This is a genomic window from Dyadobacter sp. CY261, assembly GCF_021440085.1.
Taxonomy (GTDB): Bacteria; Bacteroidota; Bacteroidia; order Cytophagales; family Spirosomataceae; genus Dyadobacter.
Genome location: NZ_JAKCPW010000006.1, coordinates 96,879 through 116,824 on the forward strand (window position 1 = coordinate 96,879; position 19,946 = coordinate 116,824).

Annotated in this window: 22 protein-coding genes; 14 read left to right on the top strand and 8 right to left on the bottom strand. The window is 47.9% G+C overall.

Annotation, left to right across the window (positions count from 1 at the left end):
* The first annotated feature begins 10 nt into the window (after nt 1-10).
* The gene (locus tag LZD49_RS17650) at nt 11-388 is read left to right on the top strand and encodes a hypothetical protein (RefSeq protein ID WP_234668898.1); all 378 of its coding nucleotides are present in this window, start codon (nt 11-13) and stop codon (nt 386-388) included.
* Here LZD49_RS17650 and LZD49_RS17655 read toward each other — a convergent pair.
* Both LZD49_RS17655 and LZD49_RS17660 read right to left on the bottom strand, forming a co-directional pair.
* A complete protein-coding gene (locus LZD49_RS17655; protein WP_234668899.1) occupies nt 385-615 on the bottom strand; it encodes a hypothetical protein in 231 nt (76 codons plus the stop codon). The genes LZD49_RS17650 and LZD49_RS17655 overlap by 4 nt on opposite strands.
* Nucleotides 612-959, bottom strand: coding sequence for a hypothetical protein (locus LZD49_RS17660; RefSeq protein WP_234668900.1), 348 nt, complete (start codon nt 957-959; stop codon nt 612-614). The genes LZD49_RS17655 and LZD49_RS17660 overlap by 4 nt, the downstream gene beginning before the upstream one ends.
* A gap of 585 nt (nt 960-1,544) precedes the next feature.
* Between LZD49_RS17660 and LZD49_RS17665 the strand changes: the two genes are divergently transcribed.
* The 3 genes from LZD49_RS17665 to LZD49_RS17675 all read left to right on the top strand — a co-directional run bounded on the left by LZD49_RS17665 (nt 1,545) and on the right by LZD49_RS17675 (nt 2,558).
* A complete protein-coding gene (locus tag LZD49_RS17665; RefSeq protein WP_234668901.1) occupies nt 1,545-1,787 on the top strand; it encodes a hypothetical protein in 243 nt (80 codons plus the stop codon).
* Between the two features lie 109 nt (nt 1,788-1,896).
* The gene (locus tag LZD49_RS17670) at nt 1,897-2,127 is read left to right on the top strand and encodes a hypothetical protein (RefSeq protein ID WP_234668902.1); all 231 of its coding nucleotides are present in this window, start codon (nt 1,897-1,899) and stop codon (nt 2,125-2,127) included.
* A complete protein-coding gene (locus LZD49_RS17675; RefSeq protein WP_234668903.1) occupies nt 2,124-2,558 on the top strand; it encodes a PIN domain-containing protein in 435 nt (144 codons plus the stop codon). The genes LZD49_RS17670 and LZD49_RS17675 overlap by 4 nt, the downstream gene beginning before the upstream one ends.
* Nucleotides 2,559-2,708: 150 nt before the next feature.
* Here LZD49_RS17675 and LZD49_RS17680 read toward each other — a convergent pair whose 3' ends face one another.
* From LZD49_RS17680 to LZD49_RS17700, 5 genes are all read right to left on the bottom strand, one after another.
* Complete coding sequence (locus LZD49_RS17680) at nt 2,709-5,831, bottom strand: efflux RND transporter permease subunit (protein ID WP_234668904.1); 3,123 nt, start codon at nt 5,829-5,831, stop codon at nt 2,709-2,711.
* A 24-nt stretch (nt 5,832-5,855) separates the two neighbouring features.
* Entirely contained in the window at nt 5,856-6,908 is a 1,053-nt protein-coding gene (locus LZD49_RS17685; RefSeq protein WP_234668905.1) for an efflux RND transporter periplasmic adaptor subunit, read from the bottom strand.
* A gap of 86 nt (nt 6,909-6,994) precedes the next feature.
* The gene (locus tag LZD49_RS17690; protein WP_234668906.1) at nt 6,995-8,326 is read right to left on the bottom strand and encodes a TolC family protein; all 1,332 of its coding nucleotides are present in this window, start codon (nt 8,324-8,326) and stop codon (nt 6,995-6,997) included.
* Nucleotides 8,327-8,410: 84 nt separating this feature from the next.
* Nucleotides 8,411-8,878, bottom strand: a complete 468-nt coding sequence (locus LZD49_RS17695) for a MarR family winged helix-turn-helix transcriptional regulator (RefSeq protein WP_234668907.1) — start codon at nt 8,876-8,878, stop codon at nt 8,411-8,413.
* Between the two features lie 184 nt (nt 8,879-9,062).
* Nucleotides 9,063-10,532, bottom strand: a complete 1,470-nt coding sequence (locus LZD49_RS17700) for a M48 family metalloprotease (protein WP_234668908.1) — start codon at nt 10,530-10,532, stop codon at nt 9,063-9,065.
* 308 nt (nt 10,533-10,840) lie between these two features.
* On the opposite strand from LZD49_RS17700, the gene LZD49_RS17705 reads away from it, so the two are divergent.
* Entirely contained in the window at nt 10,841-11,656 is an 816-nt protein-coding gene (locus tag LZD49_RS17705) for a 1-acyl-sn-glycerol-3-phosphate acyltransferase (RefSeq protein WP_234668909.1), read from the top strand.
* Nucleotides 11,657-11,684: 28 nt separating this feature from the next.
* Nucleotides 11,685-12,596, top strand: a complete 912-nt coding sequence (locus LZD49_RS17710) for a TIGR01777 family oxidoreductase (protein WP_234668910.1) — start codon at nt 11,685-11,687, stop codon at nt 12,594-12,596.
* Between the two features lie 81 nt (nt 12,597-12,677).
* On the opposite strand, the gene LZD49_RS17715 is transcribed toward LZD49_RS17710, so the two are convergent.
* Nucleotides 12,678-14,174, bottom strand: a complete 1,497-nt coding sequence (locus LZD49_RS17715) for a M61 family metallopeptidase (RefSeq protein ID WP_234668911.1) — start codon at nt 14,172-14,174, stop codon at nt 12,678-12,680.
* A gap of 107 nt (nt 14,175-14,281) precedes the next feature.
* Between LZD49_RS17715 and LZD49_RS17720 the strand changes: the two genes are divergently transcribed.
* The 8 genes from LZD49_RS17720 to accB all read left to right on the top strand — a co-directional run bounded on the left by LZD49_RS17720 (nt 14,282) and on the right by accB (nt 19,941).
* Nucleotides 14,282-14,947, top strand: a complete 666-nt coding sequence (locus tag LZD49_RS17720) for a hypothetical protein (protein WP_234668912.1) — start codon at nt 14,282-14,284, stop codon at nt 14,945-14,947.
* A gap of 142 nt (nt 14,948-15,089) precedes the next feature.
* Nucleotides 15,090-15,722: an acetyltransferase gene (locus LZD49_RS17725; protein ID WP_234668913.1), complete on the top strand. Its 633-nt coding sequence runs from the start codon at nt 15,090-15,092 to the stop codon at nt 15,720-15,722.
* A 45-nt stretch (nt 15,723-15,767) separates the two neighbouring features.
* Complete coding sequence (locus tag LZD49_RS17730; protein ID WP_234668914.1) at nt 15,768-16,376, top strand: DUF177 domain-containing protein; 609 nt, start codon at nt 15,768-15,770, stop codon at nt 16,374-16,376.
* 118 nt (nt 16,377-16,494) lie between these two features.
* The gene (gene rpmF / locus LZD49_RS17735; RefSeq protein ID WP_015813599.1) at nt 16,495-16,689 is read left to right on the top strand and encodes a 50S ribosomal protein L32; all 195 of its coding nucleotides are present in this window, start codon (nt 16,495-16,497) and stop codon (nt 16,687-16,689) included.
* 131 nt (nt 16,690-16,820) lie between these two features.
* Nucleotides 16,821-17,759, top strand: a complete 939-nt coding sequence (plsX, locus tag LZD49_RS17740) for a phosphate acyltransferase PlsX (RefSeq protein ID WP_234668915.1) — start codon at nt 16,821-16,823, stop codon at nt 17,757-17,759.
* An 88-nt stretch (nt 17,760-17,847) separates the two neighbouring features.
* The gene (locus LZD49_RS17745) at nt 17,848-18,843 is read left to right on the top strand and encodes a beta-ketoacyl-ACP synthase III (protein WP_234668916.1); all 996 of its coding nucleotides are present in this window, start codon (nt 17,848-17,850) and stop codon (nt 18,841-18,843) included.
* Between the two features lie 47 nt (nt 18,844-18,890).
* A complete protein-coding gene (gene efp, locus LZD49_RS17750; protein WP_188938916.1) occupies nt 18,891-19,457 on the top strand; it encodes an elongation factor P in 567 nt (188 codons plus the stop codon).
* Nucleotides 19,458-19,461: 4 nt separating this feature from the next.
* Nucleotides 19,462-19,941 (top strand): acetyl-CoA carboxylase biotin carboxyl carrier protein, encoded by a 480-nt coding sequence (gene accB, locus LZD49_RS17755; protein WP_234668917.1) that lies wholly within the window; start codon nt 19,462-19,464, stop codon nt 19,939-19,941.
* Nucleotides 19,942-19,946: the final 5 nt, after the last annotated feature.

The following is a 19,946-nucleotide window of genomic DNA, read 5'->3' on the forward strand; positions in this document are numbered from 1 at the left end:
AAGAGTCGGTATGTCAGAATTTCAAACTTACGAAATCAGTTTTGCCCGCAAACCTAATTTTCGGGTCAGATACCGGCTCTATTCCTACGAAGAAGGTGGCCGGCATAACCCCGCATTACAGCATTACAGATGCGATTTTCACTACAAGAATGACGGCAAGTTCAAGCATTCACTCTACATGATCTGGCCGGAGTTCGAAGATGAAAATGGCCGCATTCTCGACGAGACAGAATTCGCACCTATCTCAGGGACTGCTACAATGTGGATAGCTAGCAAGGATTTTATCCCTTACCATAAGGAGTATTTGAAAGTTGGGACGATTGGGTATTTTCACGAAGGGAATACGAAGGTTGGGGAATGTGAGGTGATTGAGTTGATTGAATTTTAACTAGTTATGTTATTCAAATCTGTTTGATCAATGCCATAGTCATCTATTCTTGAAACATAATTACCAAGATTGGGAGCCCAGTCAAAAAAGATTGTGCCACCATTAGCAAGATACTCAAGCTGAGATTTTTCAGAAATTAAATTGTACTCAAAAATCTTGGTAATTGGCTTATCAACTGTTTCGGCAAATACTTCTATTCTCCATTCCCCTTCGTTAAGGCCTATCACTTCTTTTCTCGATACAAAAAGTGGTGATAGTTAGAAGTACCATTTTTACCTACATATAATCCGCTACCTCTAACCAAACCTTTATCATCATAAGCCCAAACATTAAAGTCATGACTCGTGCCTCTGCATGAAACGCGAACAAACATATTCTGCACATATTGCCCTGTATCTGAAGTCGAGAAAAGCAAAGTCCTAATAACAATTTTCAATCCGTCGCGCGTATTCTTCCCAACAAAACAAATAAGTGATGGCCGGGTCATTTTAAGTGTCCCTTTTTTTAATCTGCTCATCCAAAATGTAAGAGCTGAAATCAGCAGCGAAACGATGGAAATTACGATAGCCATGTATTCAGTTAAAGTGTCTTGTTCTTCACTGAGATATAGTTTCACTAGCAAAATCTGATCAAAAAGCCATTCTTCTCACCTTTTAGCCTTGTTTTTTACCGCAGGAAAACTCAAATCGAAGTTACTTGTGTTTTTTCAATCCACTTTCCAACTTACACTCATCTAAAACTTGTGACCTTGTGAAGAATCTTGATTGCATTGCCCTGCAATGGTGCGGGTGTGGCGAAAGCCCCTCGAACGTAGCTACATACGTTAGGTCACCTAATGCAGGGCATTTTGTTCATCGTGCGGCATCTAGCTGTAATGCTCATCCGAATCAATATTGACGACCCAATTGTAAGCAATTCTGCCTCGGCGCTATTGTTTTCTTACAATTAACCGGCGGATAATCGCATTAACGCCTCCTTGTATTTCTCCCCCGGCTTTCCCAACTTACGCCTTCCTATAAATCACTGAAGCAATGAAAAATCTTAGACGATCTGCCCTGTTATGGTGCGGGTGCGGCGAAAGCCCCCCGGATGCCCGCTTTGTGAGCATTAGGACACCTTAGACAGGGCTTTCTATTCATCCTAAAAAACAAAGTCAATGACACCATCAACACACATTCCCGAGTCCGAGGACTCGGTGTGCCTCGCTTACGGCAGGCAGGTAAAGGAACTTTTGAATGTAGGCAGCCCTTCCGAAATGCTTGATCACCTGTGGGCGATTTACAGCGATTCGATGGCATTTCAACAAGAGGCTGGCTACAACCCGCGGATTAATGACACATTTATGACTTTCAGGGAGCTGGTGTTTTTCTTTCAGCGGATTGAGCGTGTGAAAGCCTAAATCGAAGAAATGGTCAGAAGCAGAGATACCTCAGTTTCTGACCATTTCGATCATTGAGCCCCGCCTCTTGCTCCTTTGCAGGTTTTTATCTCCGCCAAAATGGCTATATTTGAGTATAACTGACGACTCGATTATGGTTATCGAACGACAAAACGAAGACATCGTCATACGGCTCAACGCTTCTCTCATCGATATGGAAGAAGTACAAAAGCTTACCAACTATTTCCGCCTCATCGAATCCAATGCCAGGAACAAAGGCACGGAAGAAGAGGCTTCGGAACTCGCACGCGAGGTGCATAGCGCATGGTGGGCGACGAACCGTAGCCGTTTTATCAAGTGATTATAGTCGTAGATGTAAATATCATTTTCAGTGCCCTCATCACGCCCAATGGTAAATTGGCGAAAATCCTTACTCATCCCGACCTTCCAGCCAAACGCGTAAGTTGCTACTACGCGGTTGTGGAGCTCTTTAAGCATCAATCAAAAATTGTAAAGTATTCCAAAAAGTCTGTGGATGAAGTAATCGATGACCTGTTCGATGTGCTTACCAGCATGAGCCTTTACAATGAAACATTAATTGAGGCAGCGCATTGGAAAGAGGCTGAACGGCTCACAGTCGATATCGATTCCTTTGATATTAACTACGTAGCGCTCGCATTACAGACTGGCGGTGTGCTTTGGACGGGGGATAAGAAACTGGTCGAACATCTTCGAAGAATGGGTTTTGACCGAATCATAAACACTACCGAGCTATATTGTATGCTCTTTTAAAACGAAGCGCCCCAGTCATCCTGAGCGCAGTCGAAGGATAATTGCACAATGCTCATTGGCATCTCGCATTGCACTTCGACTGCCGGGCGGCTCAGTGTGACTGGGGCGCTTGTATTAGATTATTTCCTTATTTGCTGCGTCTCGAAACTTCTACGCCCCCAAAACCACTTCCTCCCTAACCTTCCTTTTCTTCCGCTTCGCGAACCTTTCCTTAATCCTATCCACCACATAATAGGCACTAGGAACCAGGAACAGCGTCAGCAGCAAGGAGCTGGTAAGTCCGCCGATAATTACCCAGGCCATGCCGTTCTTTACCTCCGCACCGTCGCCTGAGGCGAGGGCGATGGGGAGCATACCGGCTACCATCGCGATGGTGGTCATCAGGATCGGGCGGAGACGTTCTTTGCCGGCTTCGATGAGGGCTTCTTTTAGTCCGTGGCCTTCCTCTTTCAATTGGTTGGCAAAGTCGACGATCAGGATCGCGTTTTTGGCTACCAATCCAAGGAGCATGATCATCCCTACAATCGAGAAGATGGTAAGGCTTTCGAGAGTCAATGCGAGGGCGGTTAATGCGCCGACTAATGCAACCGGGATCGAGAAGAGTACTACGAACGGGTAGATCGTACTTTCGTAGAGGGCCACCATGATGAGGTAGATGAGCACGATACCGAGCAGCAATGCGATCCCGAGGCTGCCGAATGCGTCGGCCTGGTTTTTCAGGTCACCCCGGTATTCGATGCTGATGCCTTCGGGTAGTTTCACTTTCGCCATTTTGGCCTGAATGTCGGCACCGATAGAACCGGATGGCCGGCCTACGACTTGCGAATTGATCGTGATCGACGACAGGCGGTCGATGCGCTGCAAGACGCTTTCGCCCATTCCTTCCTTGATGGTCGCGAATTGGGACAGTTCGAAGGTCTGGCCGGAGCTGTTCACAAATGTCAGGTGACGAATGTCGTCGGCTTTGGAGCGGTCGAACTGGTCTAGATTCACCATAATGTCGTATTCCTTACCATTTTGCTTGAATTTAGAACGGTCGTCGCCGCGGAACGCGGTTTGCAGTGTGGTTCCTACCTCGGAGGCGTTGATACCAAGCTGCGCCATTTTTTCACGGTCGAGGGTTACACCCACTTCCGGCTTCGGATCGTCCACCGAGTAATCTACGTTCGCTGTGCCGGCTACCGAATTCACGATTCCTTTCACCTGTGCAGCAGTTTTACGGATCACGGCCATGTCGGTACCTTTTACGGCCACCTGAATCGGCGCCTGGTTGGCATTACCGGTGATCGAGGTTGGAGCGACGGTCACTTTCACGCCCGGGATTTGCAGGATTTCTTTTTGAATGGACGTTCCAAAATCTTCTGATGAGATCGTACGCTCTTTTTTATCCACCAACTGAACCGTAAGGTCAGCAATGTTACTGTTTGAAGTCGTTCCCAAACCGGTGCTGCTGTAACCCACATTGGTAAACACCCTGGTTACTTCTTTTTTGGCCAAAAGGATCTTCTCGACACGCTGCGCTACCTGGTTGGTTTGGTAAACGGATGCAGTAGGCGCCAGTTCAATCGACACATTCAATTCACCACGATCACTTTGCTGCATAAATGCCGCTCCTACAAATCCGCCCGGAACCAATGCAATGGAACCGACGATCAGCAGAATCGAAAGCAGGAAAATGTAGCGTTTATGGCCGAGTACCCAAGTGAGGATTCTGCCGTATTCTTCTTTTACATTATCCAAGAATCTTTCAAAACCTAAGTTCAGACGCCCCCAAAGCGTGTTTTTATCCAAAACTTCGACCTTACCGAACCGAGATGCTAGCAGAGGCGTCAAGGTGAACGATACGAGCAAACTCATCAAAGTGGAGAATACAACTACGAGTGAAAACTCACGAAGAATGTTACCAATGAGGCCCTGCGTCAATGCGAGCGGCACGAATACTACCACGTCTACCAGGGTGATCGCCAATGCAGTAAAACCGATTTCCGCGCGACCGTCCAATGCGGCTTGCCAGCGGCTTTTGCCCATTTCGAGGTGGCGGTTGATGTTTTCCAAAACCACAATCGAGTCATCGACCAGGATACCTACCACGAGCGAGAGTGCCATGAGCGTCATCAGGTTCAATGAGAAGCCCATTAAGCTCATTAAAATAAATGTCGGGATCATCGACGATGGCAATGCCACCAGGATGAACATCGAGCTACGGAAGCTGTGGAGGAACAGCAGCATTACCACGGACACGATCAAAACCGCCAGTCCAAGGTCAAATACCACCGCGTCGGCCGATGCCAATGTGTAGATCGATTGGTCGGATGCAATGTTGAATTTCAAACCCTGCGACGCATATTGTTTTTCCAAACTCGTCAAACGTTCACGGGTGAGCTTGCTTACGTCCACTGCATTCGCATCCGACTGTTTCTGGATTTGCAGTGCCACCGACGGACGGCCATTGATGTGGTTCACCGCCGTAGCGTCGGCCACTCCGTCATATACCTCGGCAATGTCTCTCAAAAAGATCTGCCCACCATTCGAGGAACGGCCTACAATTACACTTCGAAGGTTTTCAACCGTCGTCAACTTCGCATCGAAACGGATCGAAAGCTGATCTTCCTGGGTTTTTACCTGACCGGCAGGATAGGAAGTGTTCGCATTGTTGATCGCGGCGGAAACCTGGCTGATCGACAAATGGTAAGCTTTCAGTTTAGCCTGACTAATATTTACCTGGATCTGACGCTCGGTTCCACCGATAATGGTCACCTGTCCCACGCCTGTCACGTTCGAGAGCTGCGGTTTCAGCTTGTCGTCAATCAAATCATACAATTGGGAAGGCGACAGGTTCGCCGTCACACCCATTCTCAAAACCGGGATTTCGTCGGTCGAGAACTTGTTGATCACCGGACGGTCCGCATCATCGGGCAGAAGCGAAATTGCCTGCTCGACCTTCCGCTGCGCTTCCTGCTGTGCCAAATCGACACTAATCCCTTGTTTTAGCTGAATAATTACAGACGAAACGCCTTCCTGCGAAGTGGAATTGATCTGGTCCAGACCTTCAATGGCCGACACCGCGTCCTCGATATGCTTCGTCACATTCGTTTCGACTTCATCCGCAGAAGCTCCGCGGTAAGTCGTCATCACACTCACAACGTTCGCCTCAAATTTAGGCAACAAGTTGTAAGACAATTGGTTATAGCTAATCAAACCGAATAGTATCAGTACTACGAATACTACGGTGATGAAGAGCGGTCTTTTTACGGCTACTTCGGTAATCGACATAATTCTTTCAGTTTGCTATGAAACTTATTTTGTAACGGTAACCGCCGCGCCTTCGCTGAGGTTGATCTGTCCGGTTGTAACCACCGTTTCGCCCGATTTCAGGCCAGCCAACACTTCCACATTGTCGCCTACTTCGCGGCCAACCTCTATCTTGCGCTGCTTCGCCACGCCGCCTTCTACGACGTACACATAAGGATTACGCACGCTTTCTACCAATGCGCTGCGTGGGATCAGCAAGGATTCCTGGCTGCTTTTCTGCTGAAATTCAACCGTTACGAATGTGCCCGCTTTCAGTGCGTTTGAATTTTTCACGACAATTTCCACCGGGTAATTATGCGATTCGTCGCCTTGCGGAGCGATGTAAGAAATGGCTCCGTCGATCTTTTTACCAGGGAAAATGCTGGTGCTGACCTGCACGTGCTGGCCTTCTTTGAGTTTATAAACATCATTTTCGTTGATCATCACCTGCACTTTCAGGCGTGATACGTCGAGGATGGTTCCCAGCGAAGTACCTACGTTCACAAACTCGCCCGGCTCGATATTTTTCTTCACAATGCGGCCGCTGATCGGCGCCTGAATGGAGGCGTCGGTAATCTGCTGCTTGATCTGCTGGGCCTGGTTCAATGCGTTTTCGTAGTTGTATTTGGTATCGTTTACCTGAACTTCGGTCGCCGCGTTACCCGCGAGAAGCTTCGAATAGCGATCGGTATCCTTTTTCAGTTTATTGATATTGAGCTCGGTAGCTTCCAGGGAAAGCTCTTTCAATTTGCTGTCCACTTTCACAAGTGTTGCACCTTGCGATACATGCGTACCGAGTTCGTATTTGACAGATAACACCTTACCTGCCGCAGTAGCCATGATTTCGGCTTGTTTATAGGGAATAAGGCTACCGGTGCGGATCAGTTGCTGATCGGCGCTTCCTTCTTTGACCGCAATAGCCGTGACAGGAATCGTCACATTCTTGTTGTCCGGCATCTTCTTCTTTTCGTCGATCTTGGCCTTGTTGGCCACAAGTCTGACCCCGATCAAAACGCCTATAATGACGATGGAACCGATGATGATGAGTTTTCGCTTCATAATTTTGAATTACTGAATGAGCCGCCGTGGAACGGGGAATGAGTGAATGACCGAATAGGCCAATTTTTTGTTGTTGATGAAGTGTATTATGGTAATGCTGCGTAGAAATCGTTGAGACTTCCGGTGGATTGTTCCAGCCCAAGTTTCGCTTGATAGTAACTTAGCATCGAGTTGATATAATTGCTTTGTGATTCCTTGTAGGAGGTTTCCGCATTGAGCAAATCCGTTAGCGGGACGGTGCCTTCGCGGTATTGGAGCGTCGTTACATCGTATACTTCCTTGGCAAGGGCCACGTTGTTTTCGTCGCTGGCAAGACTGGTTTTCGCCTTTTGAAGTTGGGTCAATGCATTGCTGTTTTGCAATTCATAGTTATGGACATTCAGCTTCAACTGCTCTTGCTGCGTCATCAGGTTCAGATCGGCTTGTTTGTATTGCGCGTCGCGGCGGAAGCTGTCGAAAATCGGGATATTCAGTTTCAGACCAATGGCGCCGTAGCTGAACCAGTTGCCCCAGGATGTTCCGAGGTCGTTGCCCAAAGCCTGCATACCATAGCGACCGTACACCGAAACTTTCGGCAGGTAACCTGCTTTAATGCGTGCTTTTTCGAGCTGCTGCAATTCCATATTCAGGTTCTGCATTTTGAAATCGGTCAGGTTGGAAGCGTCGAACTTGCCGGGCTCGACCAGCTTGAATGGCTGTTCCAGCGGATTGTCGGCCAGTACGAGTTGCTCGTTGAGCGGCATTCCCATCTGAAATTTCAACTGGTTTTCGGAGAGGGTAAGATTGCTTTCCGCAAGCGTCAATTGTGATTGGATGTTATTAAAATTCACCCGCGTGCGGTCGTAATCCACTTTTTTGATCACGCCATTGTCGAGTTGCAGCTTCAATGTCGCCAGGATCTGGCTGGTTTTATCCAAATTATCCTTCAAAAGCGCGATCTGCTGCGAGGTCACAAACACCTGGTAATAGGCATTCGCTACATTATAGATGATGTTCTCTTTCGTCTTGCGCGAATTCAGGACAGCGTTTTCCTGGTTCGGCTTATTGGCTTTAATGCCCGCCAGCAGCGACTGGTCGAAAATGACCTGATCTACCTGCGCTGAAACGTTGCTCTGGTATTTGGTACCCAATGCAACCCGGCGATCTTCCCCACCAAACAATGCGCCCGGCAATACCGTCGATTGCAGTTTCAGGTTATCGTCGAGCGTGCCAGTACCGGCAACCTGCGGCAGGTAACCTGCCAGCGCCTCGCGGCCCTGCTGGGTGGCGGTGCTTTCTTTATACTGCGCTATTTTGACATTCCCGTTATTCTTGATCCCGTACGCAATGCAGTCTTTCAGGCTCAGCGTCGTCTGCGCCCATCCCGGCGCCACCGAGGCGGCCACCGCTATCATTGCTGCTATCCATTTACTTTTCATTTTGACTTGCTGTTGATTTTTGTGGCTAATGCAAGATAGTTGACGGCTCTACTGGTGATATATCAACTATTTATTTAAAAAATTTTATTTGTCTACTACTTTAACAACTCTGTCCAGATAACCGAGGAAAGTACCCCATTCCTGCTCGGAGAAATGCTCCATGATCTGGTTATTAAATGCGATGGCCAGCGACTGAATGCGCTCGCAGACAAATTTCCCGCTTGGCGTCAGTGAAATGAGGTTCTTTCTTTTGTCCTCCATATCACTTTCGATTTTCAGGAAACCATCCTTATGTAATGTCTGCACAGAGCGCTGGATGCCTGCTTTATCTTTTTGTAGAATATTTGCAATGTCCTGCTGCGTGCGTGCCTGTTCCTGGAAATATACAACCATCAGAATCGGAAGCTGTTCTGCCAATACAGGGATACCCTCATTGACCAGCTCCGCATTCATCTTTTTGAAAACAGTTTTGGTAACAGCCCCCAGTTTGAACTGCAATGAGTTCTTCAATTCATCCCGAAGATTCTGCCAGCTATCTATATTCGTGCTCATGGTAGTACAAAAGTAATTTGTGTTGATATATCAACCAAATTTTCGAAGAAAAAGTTTTTGATCTGATGATTAATGGTTGGATCGCTGGTATGAGCGGCTTTGGAACAAGCGGTCAGCACTTCTATGCCACAAAAAGAGGGCGACATGAAATCATGCCGCCCTCGCTGAACCTTATTGCTTTTTCTTATTTTCCGAGCGTCTTGAAGAGCATTCCCTTGGTCACTTTGTCGGTCAGTGCCATTCCGTTGATGATCGCCAGCTCGTCGAGCTTGCCGTCGGGTTGGTTGTTGTCTTTCAGCACATCTTTCAGCGTACCATCGCGCTGTGCGGTTTTGATGCGGATGCGTTCGGGCTGGCGGTTGAGGATATTGCCGTCGGAAACGGATTTGAATCCCTGCGCTACCGAACGGAACTGACCTTCGTTGCTGGCAAATGCACCAGCCAACGATACCCCGTGAAATGCGTAGATATTGCTTCCGTACTGGATCAGCCAGGTTCCTACCTGCAAGGTGTTCGCAGTAGCGGCCGCAGCCTGGCCATTCTGCCCCTGCTCCACTTGCTGCGATACCATTACCACGGCCTGGTTGCCATTAATGGTCGTTTTGTTGGTTTCCAAAACTTTCAGACCGAAATTTTTCACAACAGCCTGGGCGGCTTCATCCAGCGATTTGCCTTCTGCCAATGTGAAAAGCATCATCGATTTACCATCCTTAGGTGCCATCTGGAACTGTGCAGGCGAGTTTTCATACTGCCAGCCGCTCGGCACCGGGAATTGGAATTTCAACGAGGGATGGTAAAACTGGTTATTTTCAACGAAGCCCTGCTGTGGGTCGTTCCCATAAATAACCCCATCAATTTTACGCAGAAAGGCATCACGGTTGACATTGTATTTGCCCGGATGCTCCGTTTGATATTGCGTGGCCAGCTTTGCTACCTTCGTTTTACGGTCGCCCGGATCGGGGTGGGTCGATTGGAATGTAGGAATCGTCTGCCCTGCTTTTTCACCGATTCTTTTAAGTGTCCCAAAAAAATCAGCCATTTCCTTGGCATCATAACCGATCTTACTTGAATACTCAACCCCGATTTTGTCAGACTCGGTTTCATGGTCGCGGCTGTAACTTAAAAACAGCAAACCCAATGCCTGTTGCGCCTGATCACCCAGGGCCCTCACTTGCGGAGACAGCACCATACCAGCCGCCAGCCCTACCTGCCCGAGGATCTGGGAAGTCTGCTGCCGTGCCGAATGCCTTGCCGTAATGTGCCCGATTTCGTGGCCCAATACCCCGGCAAATTCAGCTTCATTATTAAAGTGGGCCATAATCCCCCTTGTAAAGTATACGTAACCACCAGGCACCGCAAATGCATTGACTACCGGAGAGTCGACGATAAAAAATTTGTAGGGCAAATCGGGCCGGTGGGAGATTTTGGCCATGGCCATGCCTTTTTCATTGATGAAGGATTGCAGGTTCTTATCGTCGTAAATGCCCATTGTAGCCACAATAGACGGGTGCGATTCGGCCCCAAGCGCGATCTCTTTTTCTTGCGACATAAAGATGATCTCTTTCTTGCCGGTCACCGGATTTTTAGAACAGCCTGCCAGCATACCAGCCGCCAGTAGACCGGACAGCATGCGGAATGAGTATTTCATTTTCATAAATTTTGAAAAATGACTTGAATGAAGGAGTTGGTCAAAATTAAACTTTGTCCTCAATTTAACGAAAGAATCATGCCAAATCCTGAACGACCCTTAACGATCGGGTATTCGGACCTTCACAAAAAGTCGATAGCAAATAACATCTTTATGGTCGGTCACCGGTGGTCATTGACAAAAAACTTTTCTTTCGCTCCGCTTATTATCTAAATTACAACTTCGTCCAAAATAGCGGGATTCATACCGATGGATCAAATTTTGTATTACTAACAGACCTAACCTCAATAGCATGCCGTATATTTTACAGCACTATGAAATTTAAAAAGATCACATACAGCACGCTACCCTCTTGGCTGGCCCGGCTGGACTTCCTGGGTTTTTTTGAAAAAGACCCATTCGGCAATTTTCTGGTTATCAAAAGGTTATTGATATTCATACTCGGCTGGTTTACCTATTACCGTTATACGGCCGTCAATAAGATCCGCATCACCGGCTCCGAGCATCTCATGGACCTGCCCGACCAGGGTGTGCTTTTTCTTTCCAACCATCAAACCTATTTCGCCGACGTCATTGCCTTTTTCCATATTTTCTGTGCCATCAAATGGGGCTATAAGGACACCATGGCGCCACCGTTTTACCTTTTTTCACCTCGCGCAAGAATGTATTATGTTGCCGCCGCTGAAACTATGAAAGGAGGGTTACTGCCAAAAATATTCAGCATGGGCGGTGCGATCACGATTGAACGCTCATGGCGGGCTAACGGCGAAGACGTAAAACGCCAACTCGATACCTCCGCCCAGGACCGAATTGGCATGGGACTGCAGCACGGCTGGGTAGTGAGTTTTCCGCAGGGAACCACCAAACCGTACGCCCCTGTACGCAAAGGCACGGCGCATTTGATCAACGAACAGCAACCGATTGTAATCCCGGTGGTCATCAATGGCTTTCGGCGCGCATTCGATAAGAAGGGGTTGCGTTTCAAAAAGCGGAATACCAAACTCACCGTGCAGTTCAAAGCCCCGATGCATTTCCGGGCCGACGAGTCCGTAGAGGAAATGGTTGCGCGTGTGACGCAGGCCATCGAGCAGGAAGTACCGCGAGAGGGCTCATTGCAGCAAGAAATTTAAAGTGGTACGCTTTTTTGAAACAGATTTCATGGCAAAAAAAGTATTGATCACAGGCGGCACCGGCCTCATTGGCAGGCGGCTGACCCAAATGCTGCTCGAGAAAGGCTACGAAGTCGCATTCCTTAGCCGAAAAAAGGCCAATATAACTTTCGTGAAGGTTTTTGAATGGGATATTGAAAAAGGTTACATCGAAGACGGCGCGCTCGAGAACCTACATTTCCTCGTGCATCTAGCTGGTACAAACGTTGGCGAAGGCCGCTGGACCGAGGAGCGTAAAAAATCGATTCTCGAAAGCCGCACGGAATCACTTGGACTCATTGCACGAAAACTGGCTGCACAACCCGCAAAGCCTGTCGCGTTCGTGTCGGCGTCCGGCATCAGTTTTTATGGTCAGGACACCGGAGATCAGAAAAACACCGAAGCAACGCCCGCCGGGAATGACTTCCTTTCGCATGTCAGCATTGAATGGGAAAAAGCCGCGGATGAAATTGCCGCGATGGGTGTCAGGACCATCAAGCTCCGCACCGGCATCGTTATCAGCAAAGAAGGTGGCGCGATTCCCAAAATGGCACTACCGGCCCGATTCGGTGTTGGAGCCCCGCTAGGTTCGGGAAAACAATGGATTTCATGGATTCACCTTTACGACATGTGTAAAATGTACGTCGAAGCGCTCGAAAACGAAAGTTGGCAAGGAGTATACAATGCTGTCGCGGCACCGCCGGTAACCAATGAGGACCTCACAAGGTCAATCTGCAAAGTTCTTAACCGCCCGCAATGGTTTCCAAATGTTCCAGCTTTTGCATTGAAACTCGTTTTCGGAGAAATGGCCGCTGTGGTACTGGGTGGAAATTATGTAGTGAATGAAAGGATAGAAAGGGAGACGGGTTTTAAGTATCGGTTTGGGGAGCTCGAAAATGCTTTGAGGGCTGAACTTGTTTGACCATCGACCGCCAACCACAGACCATAGTTTTTTGTAGAATATGCAACGTGGTCTATGGTCCATGGTCAAAACGGGCTATCATCACTCGGCCTCCTCATCCTCCTCCAACTCCTCCTCTTCAATCGTCAAAACCTGTACTGTACCGAGCCATTTCTCTCGCTGTACCTGTGCCTTAAAATCATCCAGGACGTTCAGTTGCACATTTCCATTGCTAAAAACCGACATCTGCAACCCTACAAAAGCGAGTACCTCGTTCAGCCGGTCTTCGAGCGGCGTGGCGCTGAAAATGCATTCCTCCCAATACCATTCCAGCGATTCTCCCGCTATCTCTTCAACAATACTGATGTAATCTTCGAGCTTATAACCAATAAACGGCTTGCCGAAGCGAACCCATAACAACCGCATGACTTCATCCAGTGATTGTGCATGATTGGTTTTCTTCCTTAAATACAAATCAAGGATCAATGCAACGAGCGCACCTTTGTGGTAGACCGAAACTTTACGGTTAGGAATGCCCTTTTCATAGCCATCCAACCAAAGGTCGAACGAGGATTCCGCTAGCGACTGTGCTGCGTGTGCGCTGCTTTCGAAATGCCGCTTCATATATACCTGCAATTCCTTAATATAGGTTTCCTCATTAAAAACGCCGGCGCGTTTTAGAAACAAGTCCCCGTAGTAAGTCGTGCAGCCCTCCGCCACGAAACAGGTCCGGAAGTAGTTTTCTTTGGTAAAATCATACGGCAAAAGCTCTGCCGGACGAATGCGAATGATGTTCCAGGCATGGAAAAGTTCATGCGAGCTCACGCCCAGGAGATCGGAATAAAGGCCTTCACCTTCGTCGTCGGGGCCGAGTACGATCATCGTCGAGTTCTGATGCTCCACGCCGTGGTAGAAAGCATTGGGTAAAATCAGGTTAAGGAAATGGTAATCGTTTTCCGGAAATTCCCGCATCATCGCAATCTGCTCCCTCGAAAACCGCCGGAAATCCCGTTCGATACGCCGCCAGTTCGGTTTGAGGTTACCATGCATCCAAATCTTGAACTGGACGCCACGCACACCGTATTCACATTTTTGCAGACTTTCCGAAGCTAGCAGCGGGCTATCAACCAGTTGGTAAAAATCCCTGGCCGATAATATATTCTTTCCGGCCGATGGCAATCCGCAGGCGATCTGGTAACCGTCCGGCAAAGCCAGTTCTACCCGGTAAGGCTCTGTGATCCGCCCTTCCGTATACATGCAGAAGTTAATAAAATTCAGATACCACAATTCCTTATCAATGTAGCTACTCCCGGCATTCTGGATGGACGCGAAATAAGTATAGTGTATCCGTACCTCGTTTTCACCCGCAGTTCCAACCCGCCAACGGTCTTTGGTTACCTTATGAATAGGCAGTTTGTGACCAGCGGCTGATATCGCTTCAATAAATTGAATATTTTTGGCGAAATTTTGAAGTTCGTACCGCCCGGGCCGCCACGCAGGCAACTGGATCTCAATTTGATCGCTGTTGATTTCGGGAATGGTGTAGATGATATCAAGAAAACGGGATTGTGGGTCAGGTACGGAAACGTAATAATGCATAGACGAACGCGTGGTGTTAAGGGGGGCTGGAAGCGCAGTTTGGAGAAGACCAAAAATGGAAGTTCCTACGTTACCAGTTACAATAACATAAAATAAACGATTTTAAGATGAAAAGTAAAATCCTCCTGCCAATCATCATCCTGCTGGCGGTTTTGATCAGTCCATCCCTCATGGCCCAGAATGACGAGTACTACCGGCCGGATTCACTTCGGAAGGAACGGCCCGAGCGCAAGGAAGTTCCGCCTGTTGAAAACAAAACGCCTGATCAAAAGCCGGTGCTGGCAGAAAAAAAGAAGCTGGAAGATTTCAAAGACAAAAAATTTATTGATAGACTGCGCCTCGGAGGCAGCTTCGGGCTGAGCCTAGGGACGGTCACCAACATTAACCTTTCGCCTATGGCGGGCTATGAACTTACAGAAAAGCTCATAGGTGGCGTGGGGGCCACGATCATGTATTTCCGATACAAATATTATGATATCAATACTGCTTATTATGGCGGCCGCGCATTCATGATGTACAATGTGATCCCGGTGGTCAATATTATTGGTGAGTTTGAAGCATTGAATGTGGAAGGATCGTATCAAAAGCGGCAATGGCTGGGTTCACCAATGCTGGGCGCCTCCTATTCTCAACCCCTCGGCGGCAGGTTTATCAAAGCGGTGCATTTGACTGCACTATACAATCTTAGCTACGATAGCCAGATTGACAAATACAGCGGACAGAACCTCTCGCCTTACGGAACGCCCTTTGTTTTCAGGGTTACATTCCTGTAACTGCAGCTCCACTGCGGCTTTCTACGTCGGAAGCTCCATTTCGGCGTTCCACCAAGGGACGCTCCACTCCGGCCCAATTTTTTGGTCTTCATTTGAACTAACCATTCATATGAAGACTTTTTATTCAATATCAACATCAGTTATGGAAAACCCCGTATTAATTTTTGGCGCCGGCGACCTTGGTATGCAGGCCCTCGATATTTTCAGAAGGAACAATGTGCTCGTGTACGGCTTTCTCGACGACCACCAGGAACTCCACGGAAAGGAATTTGGGGAAGTAACTGTCCTGGGCAATACCGACGACACGAGCTATCTCAACATTATCGGTTCTACATGCGAGGTGTTTATCGCTATCGGTGAGAAATCGGTGCGGGAACGGCTCGTAGAAACGGTCACCGAGGAATACAAGAACATGCCCGTGAATGCAGTCCACGACAGCGCCGTAATTTCCGCTATGGCGGCAATCGGTCATGGCAACCTTATCGCAGCCCGTGCCACAATCGGTGCCCGCTCGGTGATCGGTCACCATTGCCTTGTACAAACTGGCGCTATTATCGATACCTCGGCAATAGTAGGCGATTTCGTCACGATAGGCGCAGGAGCAGTGGTGAACGACCGGGTGAAGCTGGGCGATGGCGTCTTTATCGGTTCTGGCGCGGTCATTGTTGCGGGAATTGAAGTAGGCAAGAATGCGCGGATAGGAGCGGGTTCAGTGGTGGTAGAGAATGTACCAGCCGGAGCGACCTATTTTGGCAATCCGGCGCGGAAAATCTGATAACATCAGGCAATAGTGCCGGATAGGCAACAATTTTCCCGCGCATTGTTTTTTATTAAATTGAAACACATTACCTTTGCACTCCTTTTGACAGAAAAAGTGAAAGAGCTAAGTAAATACAACATAGACATTTACGGTTTGGAAGACAAACAGTATGACTATGATATGGAGTCTGGCGATGCCTTTTTTGAGGAAATGGAACAAGATCTGATCGAGCACGGCCATTTCAAAACGCATGTGGTTCTGAACAAATCGGCGACGATGATCCAGCTTCGTTTTCAGACAAAGGGAAGCGTAACCCTTGTTTGTGACCGCAGCCTCGAAGAGTTCGAAGAACCGATCGATTCCGACCAACGCATTATATTAAAGTTCGGCGATCACAATGAAGAATTGACGGAAGAGATCGAGATGATCAACCGTAATACCAACAGGATCAACGTAGCGCGCTACATTTTCGATTTCATCGCGCTGTCTTTGCCTTTCAAAAAGCTCCATCCGAGCCTGCGTACCGAGGAAGATGATTTTGACCTCGAAGACGACGACGAAGAAGGAAAGCTGGTATATACCTCGGGAGCAGAAGAGGGAGGGGATGAGAAGGAGGAAGAAGAGAAGATCGATCCCCGTTGGGAGGCTTTGAAGAATTTGAAAAAATAAATCTGATTCTTCTGATCCGTCGGTTGAAACCGATGGCAAGAGGATTGAGAAGAACATAAAAAGATAGGGCATAAAAGCCTGAATTATAATTAGTAAATAACAATAGACCAAAAATATCATGGCACATCCTAAGCGGAGACATTCCAGCACCCGTCGCGATTCACGCAGAGCGCACGATTTCCTTACCGGAAAGCAGTTGGGAACTGACGCTACAACCGGAGAGATCCACCAATTGCACCGTGCACACGTACACGAAGGCAATCTGGTTTACAGAGGAAAGGTTGTAGTTGAGAACTATACGAAAACCGTTTAGTTTCAGTCGATGAGCAATTCAATTTCGCAGCAACCCTATAAAAGTTGTTGCGAAATTCTTTTTTACTGCGGCACATCTGCTAAATTTACACCTTCGGTTTCTAACTTATTTGTCAAAATAACAGCGTGTAAATGAAAATTGCGGTAGATGCTATGGGGGGAGATTTAGCTCCGCAAGCAATTGTTGAAGGGGTTATCCAAGCCTCTTCTGAGCTACCATCCGAGGCGAGAATCGTTTTAATTGGCCGTGAAGGCGTGATCTGGGACATTTTCAACCAGCACAATTTCACCCCTACTAATGTTGACGTCGTTCACGCAGAAGATGTTATCGAGATGGGGGAACATCCTACCAAAGCCCTTTCTCAAAAACCTAATTCCAGCATCGGAATAGGTTTCAAACTTCTGAAAGAAAAAGAGGTAGATATATTCTGCAGTGCAGGAAATACAGGCGCAATGCACGTTGGTGCCCTTTTCAGCATTAAAGCAATAGAAGGTATTCTCCGTCCGGCCATCGCAGGGCTCGTGCCACAAGTTGGAGGCGGCTATGCGGTAATGCTCGATATCGGCGCCAATGCCGATTGCAAGCCCGAAGTACTTTCTCAATTCGGTGAAATCGGTTCGATTTTTGCCCAGCACACGTTTCAGATCGACAAACCACGGGTTGCATTGATGAACATCGGGGAAGAAGAGCAAAAAGGCTCTCTTACTTCCCAGGCGACCTATCCCCTATTGAAGCAAAACAAGCGAATTAACTTTATCGGAAATATCGAAGGGAAAGATCTTTTCACCAATAGGGCCGACGTGATCGTTACCGACGGTTTTACGGGGAATATTCTGTTTAAACTTGGGGAATCACTCTATGAGATCTCCAAGAAGAGAGGTTTTCAGGACGATTTTATCGACCAGACAAACTACGAATCCATTGGAGGCAGTCCCATTATCGGGGTTAATGGAAATGTGATGATCGCACACGGGGTCTCGACGCCGCTCGCTATCAAAAATATGGTGGACTGGGCCTATAAGCAGGTGAGATCTAAGGCTTATCAGCACATAGCACAGGCATTGAACTAACGAGGGTGCTGACAACCACATGACTATGAAAAAACTGAAACTGTCCTATTTTACCAAATCTATTCGGATTTTGAATAGTTAATTTATCATGACCCATATTAAAGCCTCTATAACAGGAATACAAGGGTATGTGCCTGATTACGTTTTGACGAATGCAGAGTTGGAAACAATGGTTGCGACGAACGATGAGTGGATCGTCAGCCGTACGGGTATTAAGGAAAGGCGTATTCTCAAAGGCGAAGGTTTAGGAAGTTCTCATATGGGTGCGGAGGCTGTGAAGGGATTGCTTGCCAAAACCAATACACGCCCCGAAGAAATCGATCTGCTCATTTGCGCTACTACCACACCTGACTTTGTTTTCCCCTGCACAGCTAACCTCATCTGCGACATGGCCGGCATCCGGAATATCGGAAGCTTCGACATCCAGGCGGCTTGTTCAGGTTTTGTTTATGCATTGACACTCGGCTCGCAATTTATCGAGACTGGAAAATATAAAAAGGTCATCGTCGTAGGTTCGGATAAAATGTCCGCGATCGTCGACTATACCGACCGAAAAACCTGTATCCTCTTCGGCGACGGCGCAGGCGCTGTGCTGCTCGAACCGGACACTGAGGGAAACGGTATTCTTGATTCGATCATCAAATCGGATGGGGCGGGTTATCCTTATCTGAACCAAAAAGCGGGAGGAAGCCGCTATCCGCCTACCCACGAAACGATTGATAACAGGCTGCATTACGTTTACCAAGACGGTGCGCAGGTTTTCAAATTCGCGGTAACCAATATGGCCGACATTGCTGCCGATATTATGGAACGCAATGGCCTGAACAGCAATAATGTGGCGTGGCTCGTCCCTCACCAGGCAAACCGCCGGATTATTGAGGCAACCGCCAACCGGATGGGCGTGGGTATGGAAAAGGTAATGATGAACATACACAAATACGGGAATACCACAGCAGCCACCATCCCCTTGTGCCTGTGGGACTATGAATCACAACTCAAAAAAGGGGATAATCTGATACTCGCCGCATTCGGCGGAGGCTTTACCTGGGGCGCCATGTACCTCAAATGGGGCTACGGAGCGTAAGTATGTGATTTCATCAAAGCATTATTTTTCAATTCATTAGTATAAAAATGGCAACTACTGCAGATTTGCGTAACGGTTTGGTAATCCATTTCAACCATGATCTTTTTCAGGTGATTGAATTCCAGCACGTGAAACCCGGAAAAGGCAATGCGTTCGTACGTACCAAACTGAAAAGCCTTACAAGCGGCAAAGTACTGGACAACACGTTCTCGTCAGGCGCCGGCATTACGCCCGTGCGTGTGGAGCGACACAAATTCCAGTTCCTATATAAAGACGAAGTTGGCTACAATTTCATGAACTCGGAAACATTCGACCAGGTATTGATCGACGAAAAACTGGTGACCAATGCCGACCTTATGAAAGAAGGCCAGGAAGTCGAGATCCTGATCAATACCGAGACCGACGCGGCGCTGCTCTGTGAATTGCCTCCATTTGTTGAACTTACCGTTACTTACTCAGAGCCCGGCCTCAAAGGCGATACGGCCAACTCTCCCAAGAAAGCGATCGAGGTAGAAACAGGTGCCCGCATCATGGTTCCTCTATTCATCGAGGAAGGTCAGAAGATCAAAGTAGACACGCGCACATACGATTACGTAGAAAGGGTTAAATCTTAATTAAATGGAAACCAGAGAAATCCAAAAACTAATTGACTTTATCGCCCAATCGGGACTGGATGAAGTGAATATTGAAACGGCAGATTTGAAAATCAAGGTGAAGCGCTACGGCACTGCTCCTGTTGCATCATACACCTCCGCACCCGTAGCGGCTCCCGCGCCTGCATTTGCACCTGTTGCAGCTGTTGCAGCACCAGCTGCTGCCGCCGAAACATCGGTTTCCGCAGAATCGGCTTCGTCGAACCTGATTACTATCAAATCTCCGATGATCGGTACATTCTACCGCGCATCGAGCCCTGAAACGCCTGCATTTGCTAATATCGGTGACGAAATCAAGCCGGGCAAAGTAGTTTGCGTGATCGAAGCGATGAAACTCTTCAACGAAATCGAATCCGAAGTATCGGGGAAAATCGTTAAGATTTTGGTTGAAAACGCAACTCCGGTAGAATTCGATCAGCCATTGTTCCTGGTTGAACCTGCATAAGGCAG

Excerpts from the sequence above, each read along its gene's own strand:
- LZD49_RS17650 (WP_234668898.1), top strand. The coding sequence starts at position 11 with ATGTCAGAATTTCAAACTTACGAAATCAGTTTTGCCCGCAAACCTAAT.
- LZD49_RS17660 (WP_234668900.1), bottom strand. The coding sequence starts at position 959 with ATGGCTATCGTAATTTCCATCGTTTCGCTGCTGATTTCAGCTCTTACA.
- LZD49_RS17665 (WP_234668901.1), top strand. The coding sequence starts at position 1,545 with ATGACACCATCAACACACATTCCCGAGTCCGAGGACTCGGTGTGCCTC.
- LZD49_RS17680 (WP_234668904.1), bottom strand. The coding sequence starts at position 5,831 with ATGTCGATTACCGAAGTAGCCGTAAAAAGACCGCTCTTCATCACCGTA.
- LZD49_RS17685 (WP_234668905.1), bottom strand. The coding sequence starts at position 6,908 with ATGAAGCGAAAACTCATCATCATCGGTTCCATCGTCATTATAGGCGTT.
- LZD49_RS17690 (WP_234668906.1), bottom strand. The coding sequence starts at position 8,326 with ATGAAAAGTAAATGGATAGCAGCAATGATAGCGGTGGCCGCCTCGGTG.
- LZD49_RS17695 (WP_234668907.1), bottom strand. The coding sequence starts at position 8,878 with ATGAGCACGAATATAGATAGCTGGCAGAATCTTCGGGATGAATTGAAG.
- LZD49_RS17700 (WP_234668908.1), bottom strand. The coding sequence starts at position 10,532 with ATGAAAATGAAATACTCATTCCGCATGCTGTCCGGTCTACTGGCGGCT.
- LZD49_RS17705 (WP_234668909.1), top strand. The coding sequence starts at position 10,841 with ATGAAATTTAAAAAGATCACATACAGCACGCTACCCTCTTGGCTGGCC.
- LZD49_RS17710 (WP_234668910.1), top strand. The coding sequence starts at position 11,685 with ATGGCAAAAAAAGTATTGATCACAGGCGGCACCGGCCTCATTGGCAGG.
- LZD49_RS17715 (WP_234668911.1), bottom strand. The coding sequence starts at position 14,174 with ATGCATTATTACGTTTCCGTACCTGACCCACAATCCCGTTTTCTTGAT.
- LZD49_RS17720 (WP_234668912.1), top strand. The coding sequence starts at position 14,282 with ATGAAAAGTAAAATCCTCCTGCCAATCATCATCCTGCTGGCGGTTTTG.
- LZD49_RS17725 (WP_234668913.1), top strand. The coding sequence starts at position 15,090 with ATGGAAAACCCCGTATTAATTTTTGGCGCCGGCGACCTTGGTATGCAG.
- rpmF (WP_015813599.1), top strand. The coding sequence starts at position 16,495 with ATGGCACATCCTAAGCGGAGACATTCCAGCACCCGTCGCGATTCACGC.
- plsX (WP_234668915.1), top strand. The coding sequence starts at position 16,821 with ATGAAAATTGCGGTAGATGCTATGGGGGGAGATTTAGCTCCGCAAGCA.
- LZD49_RS17745 (WP_234668916.1), top strand. The coding sequence starts at position 17,848 with ATGACCCATATTAAAGCCTCTATAACAGGAATACAAGGGTATGTGCCT.
- efp (WP_188938916.1), top strand. The coding sequence starts at position 18,891 with ATGGCAACTACTGCAGATTTGCGTAACGGTTTGGTAATCCATTTCAAC.
- accB (WP_234668917.1), top strand. The coding sequence starts at position 19,462 with ATGGAAACCAGAGAAATCCAAAAACTAATTGACTTTATCGCCCAATCG.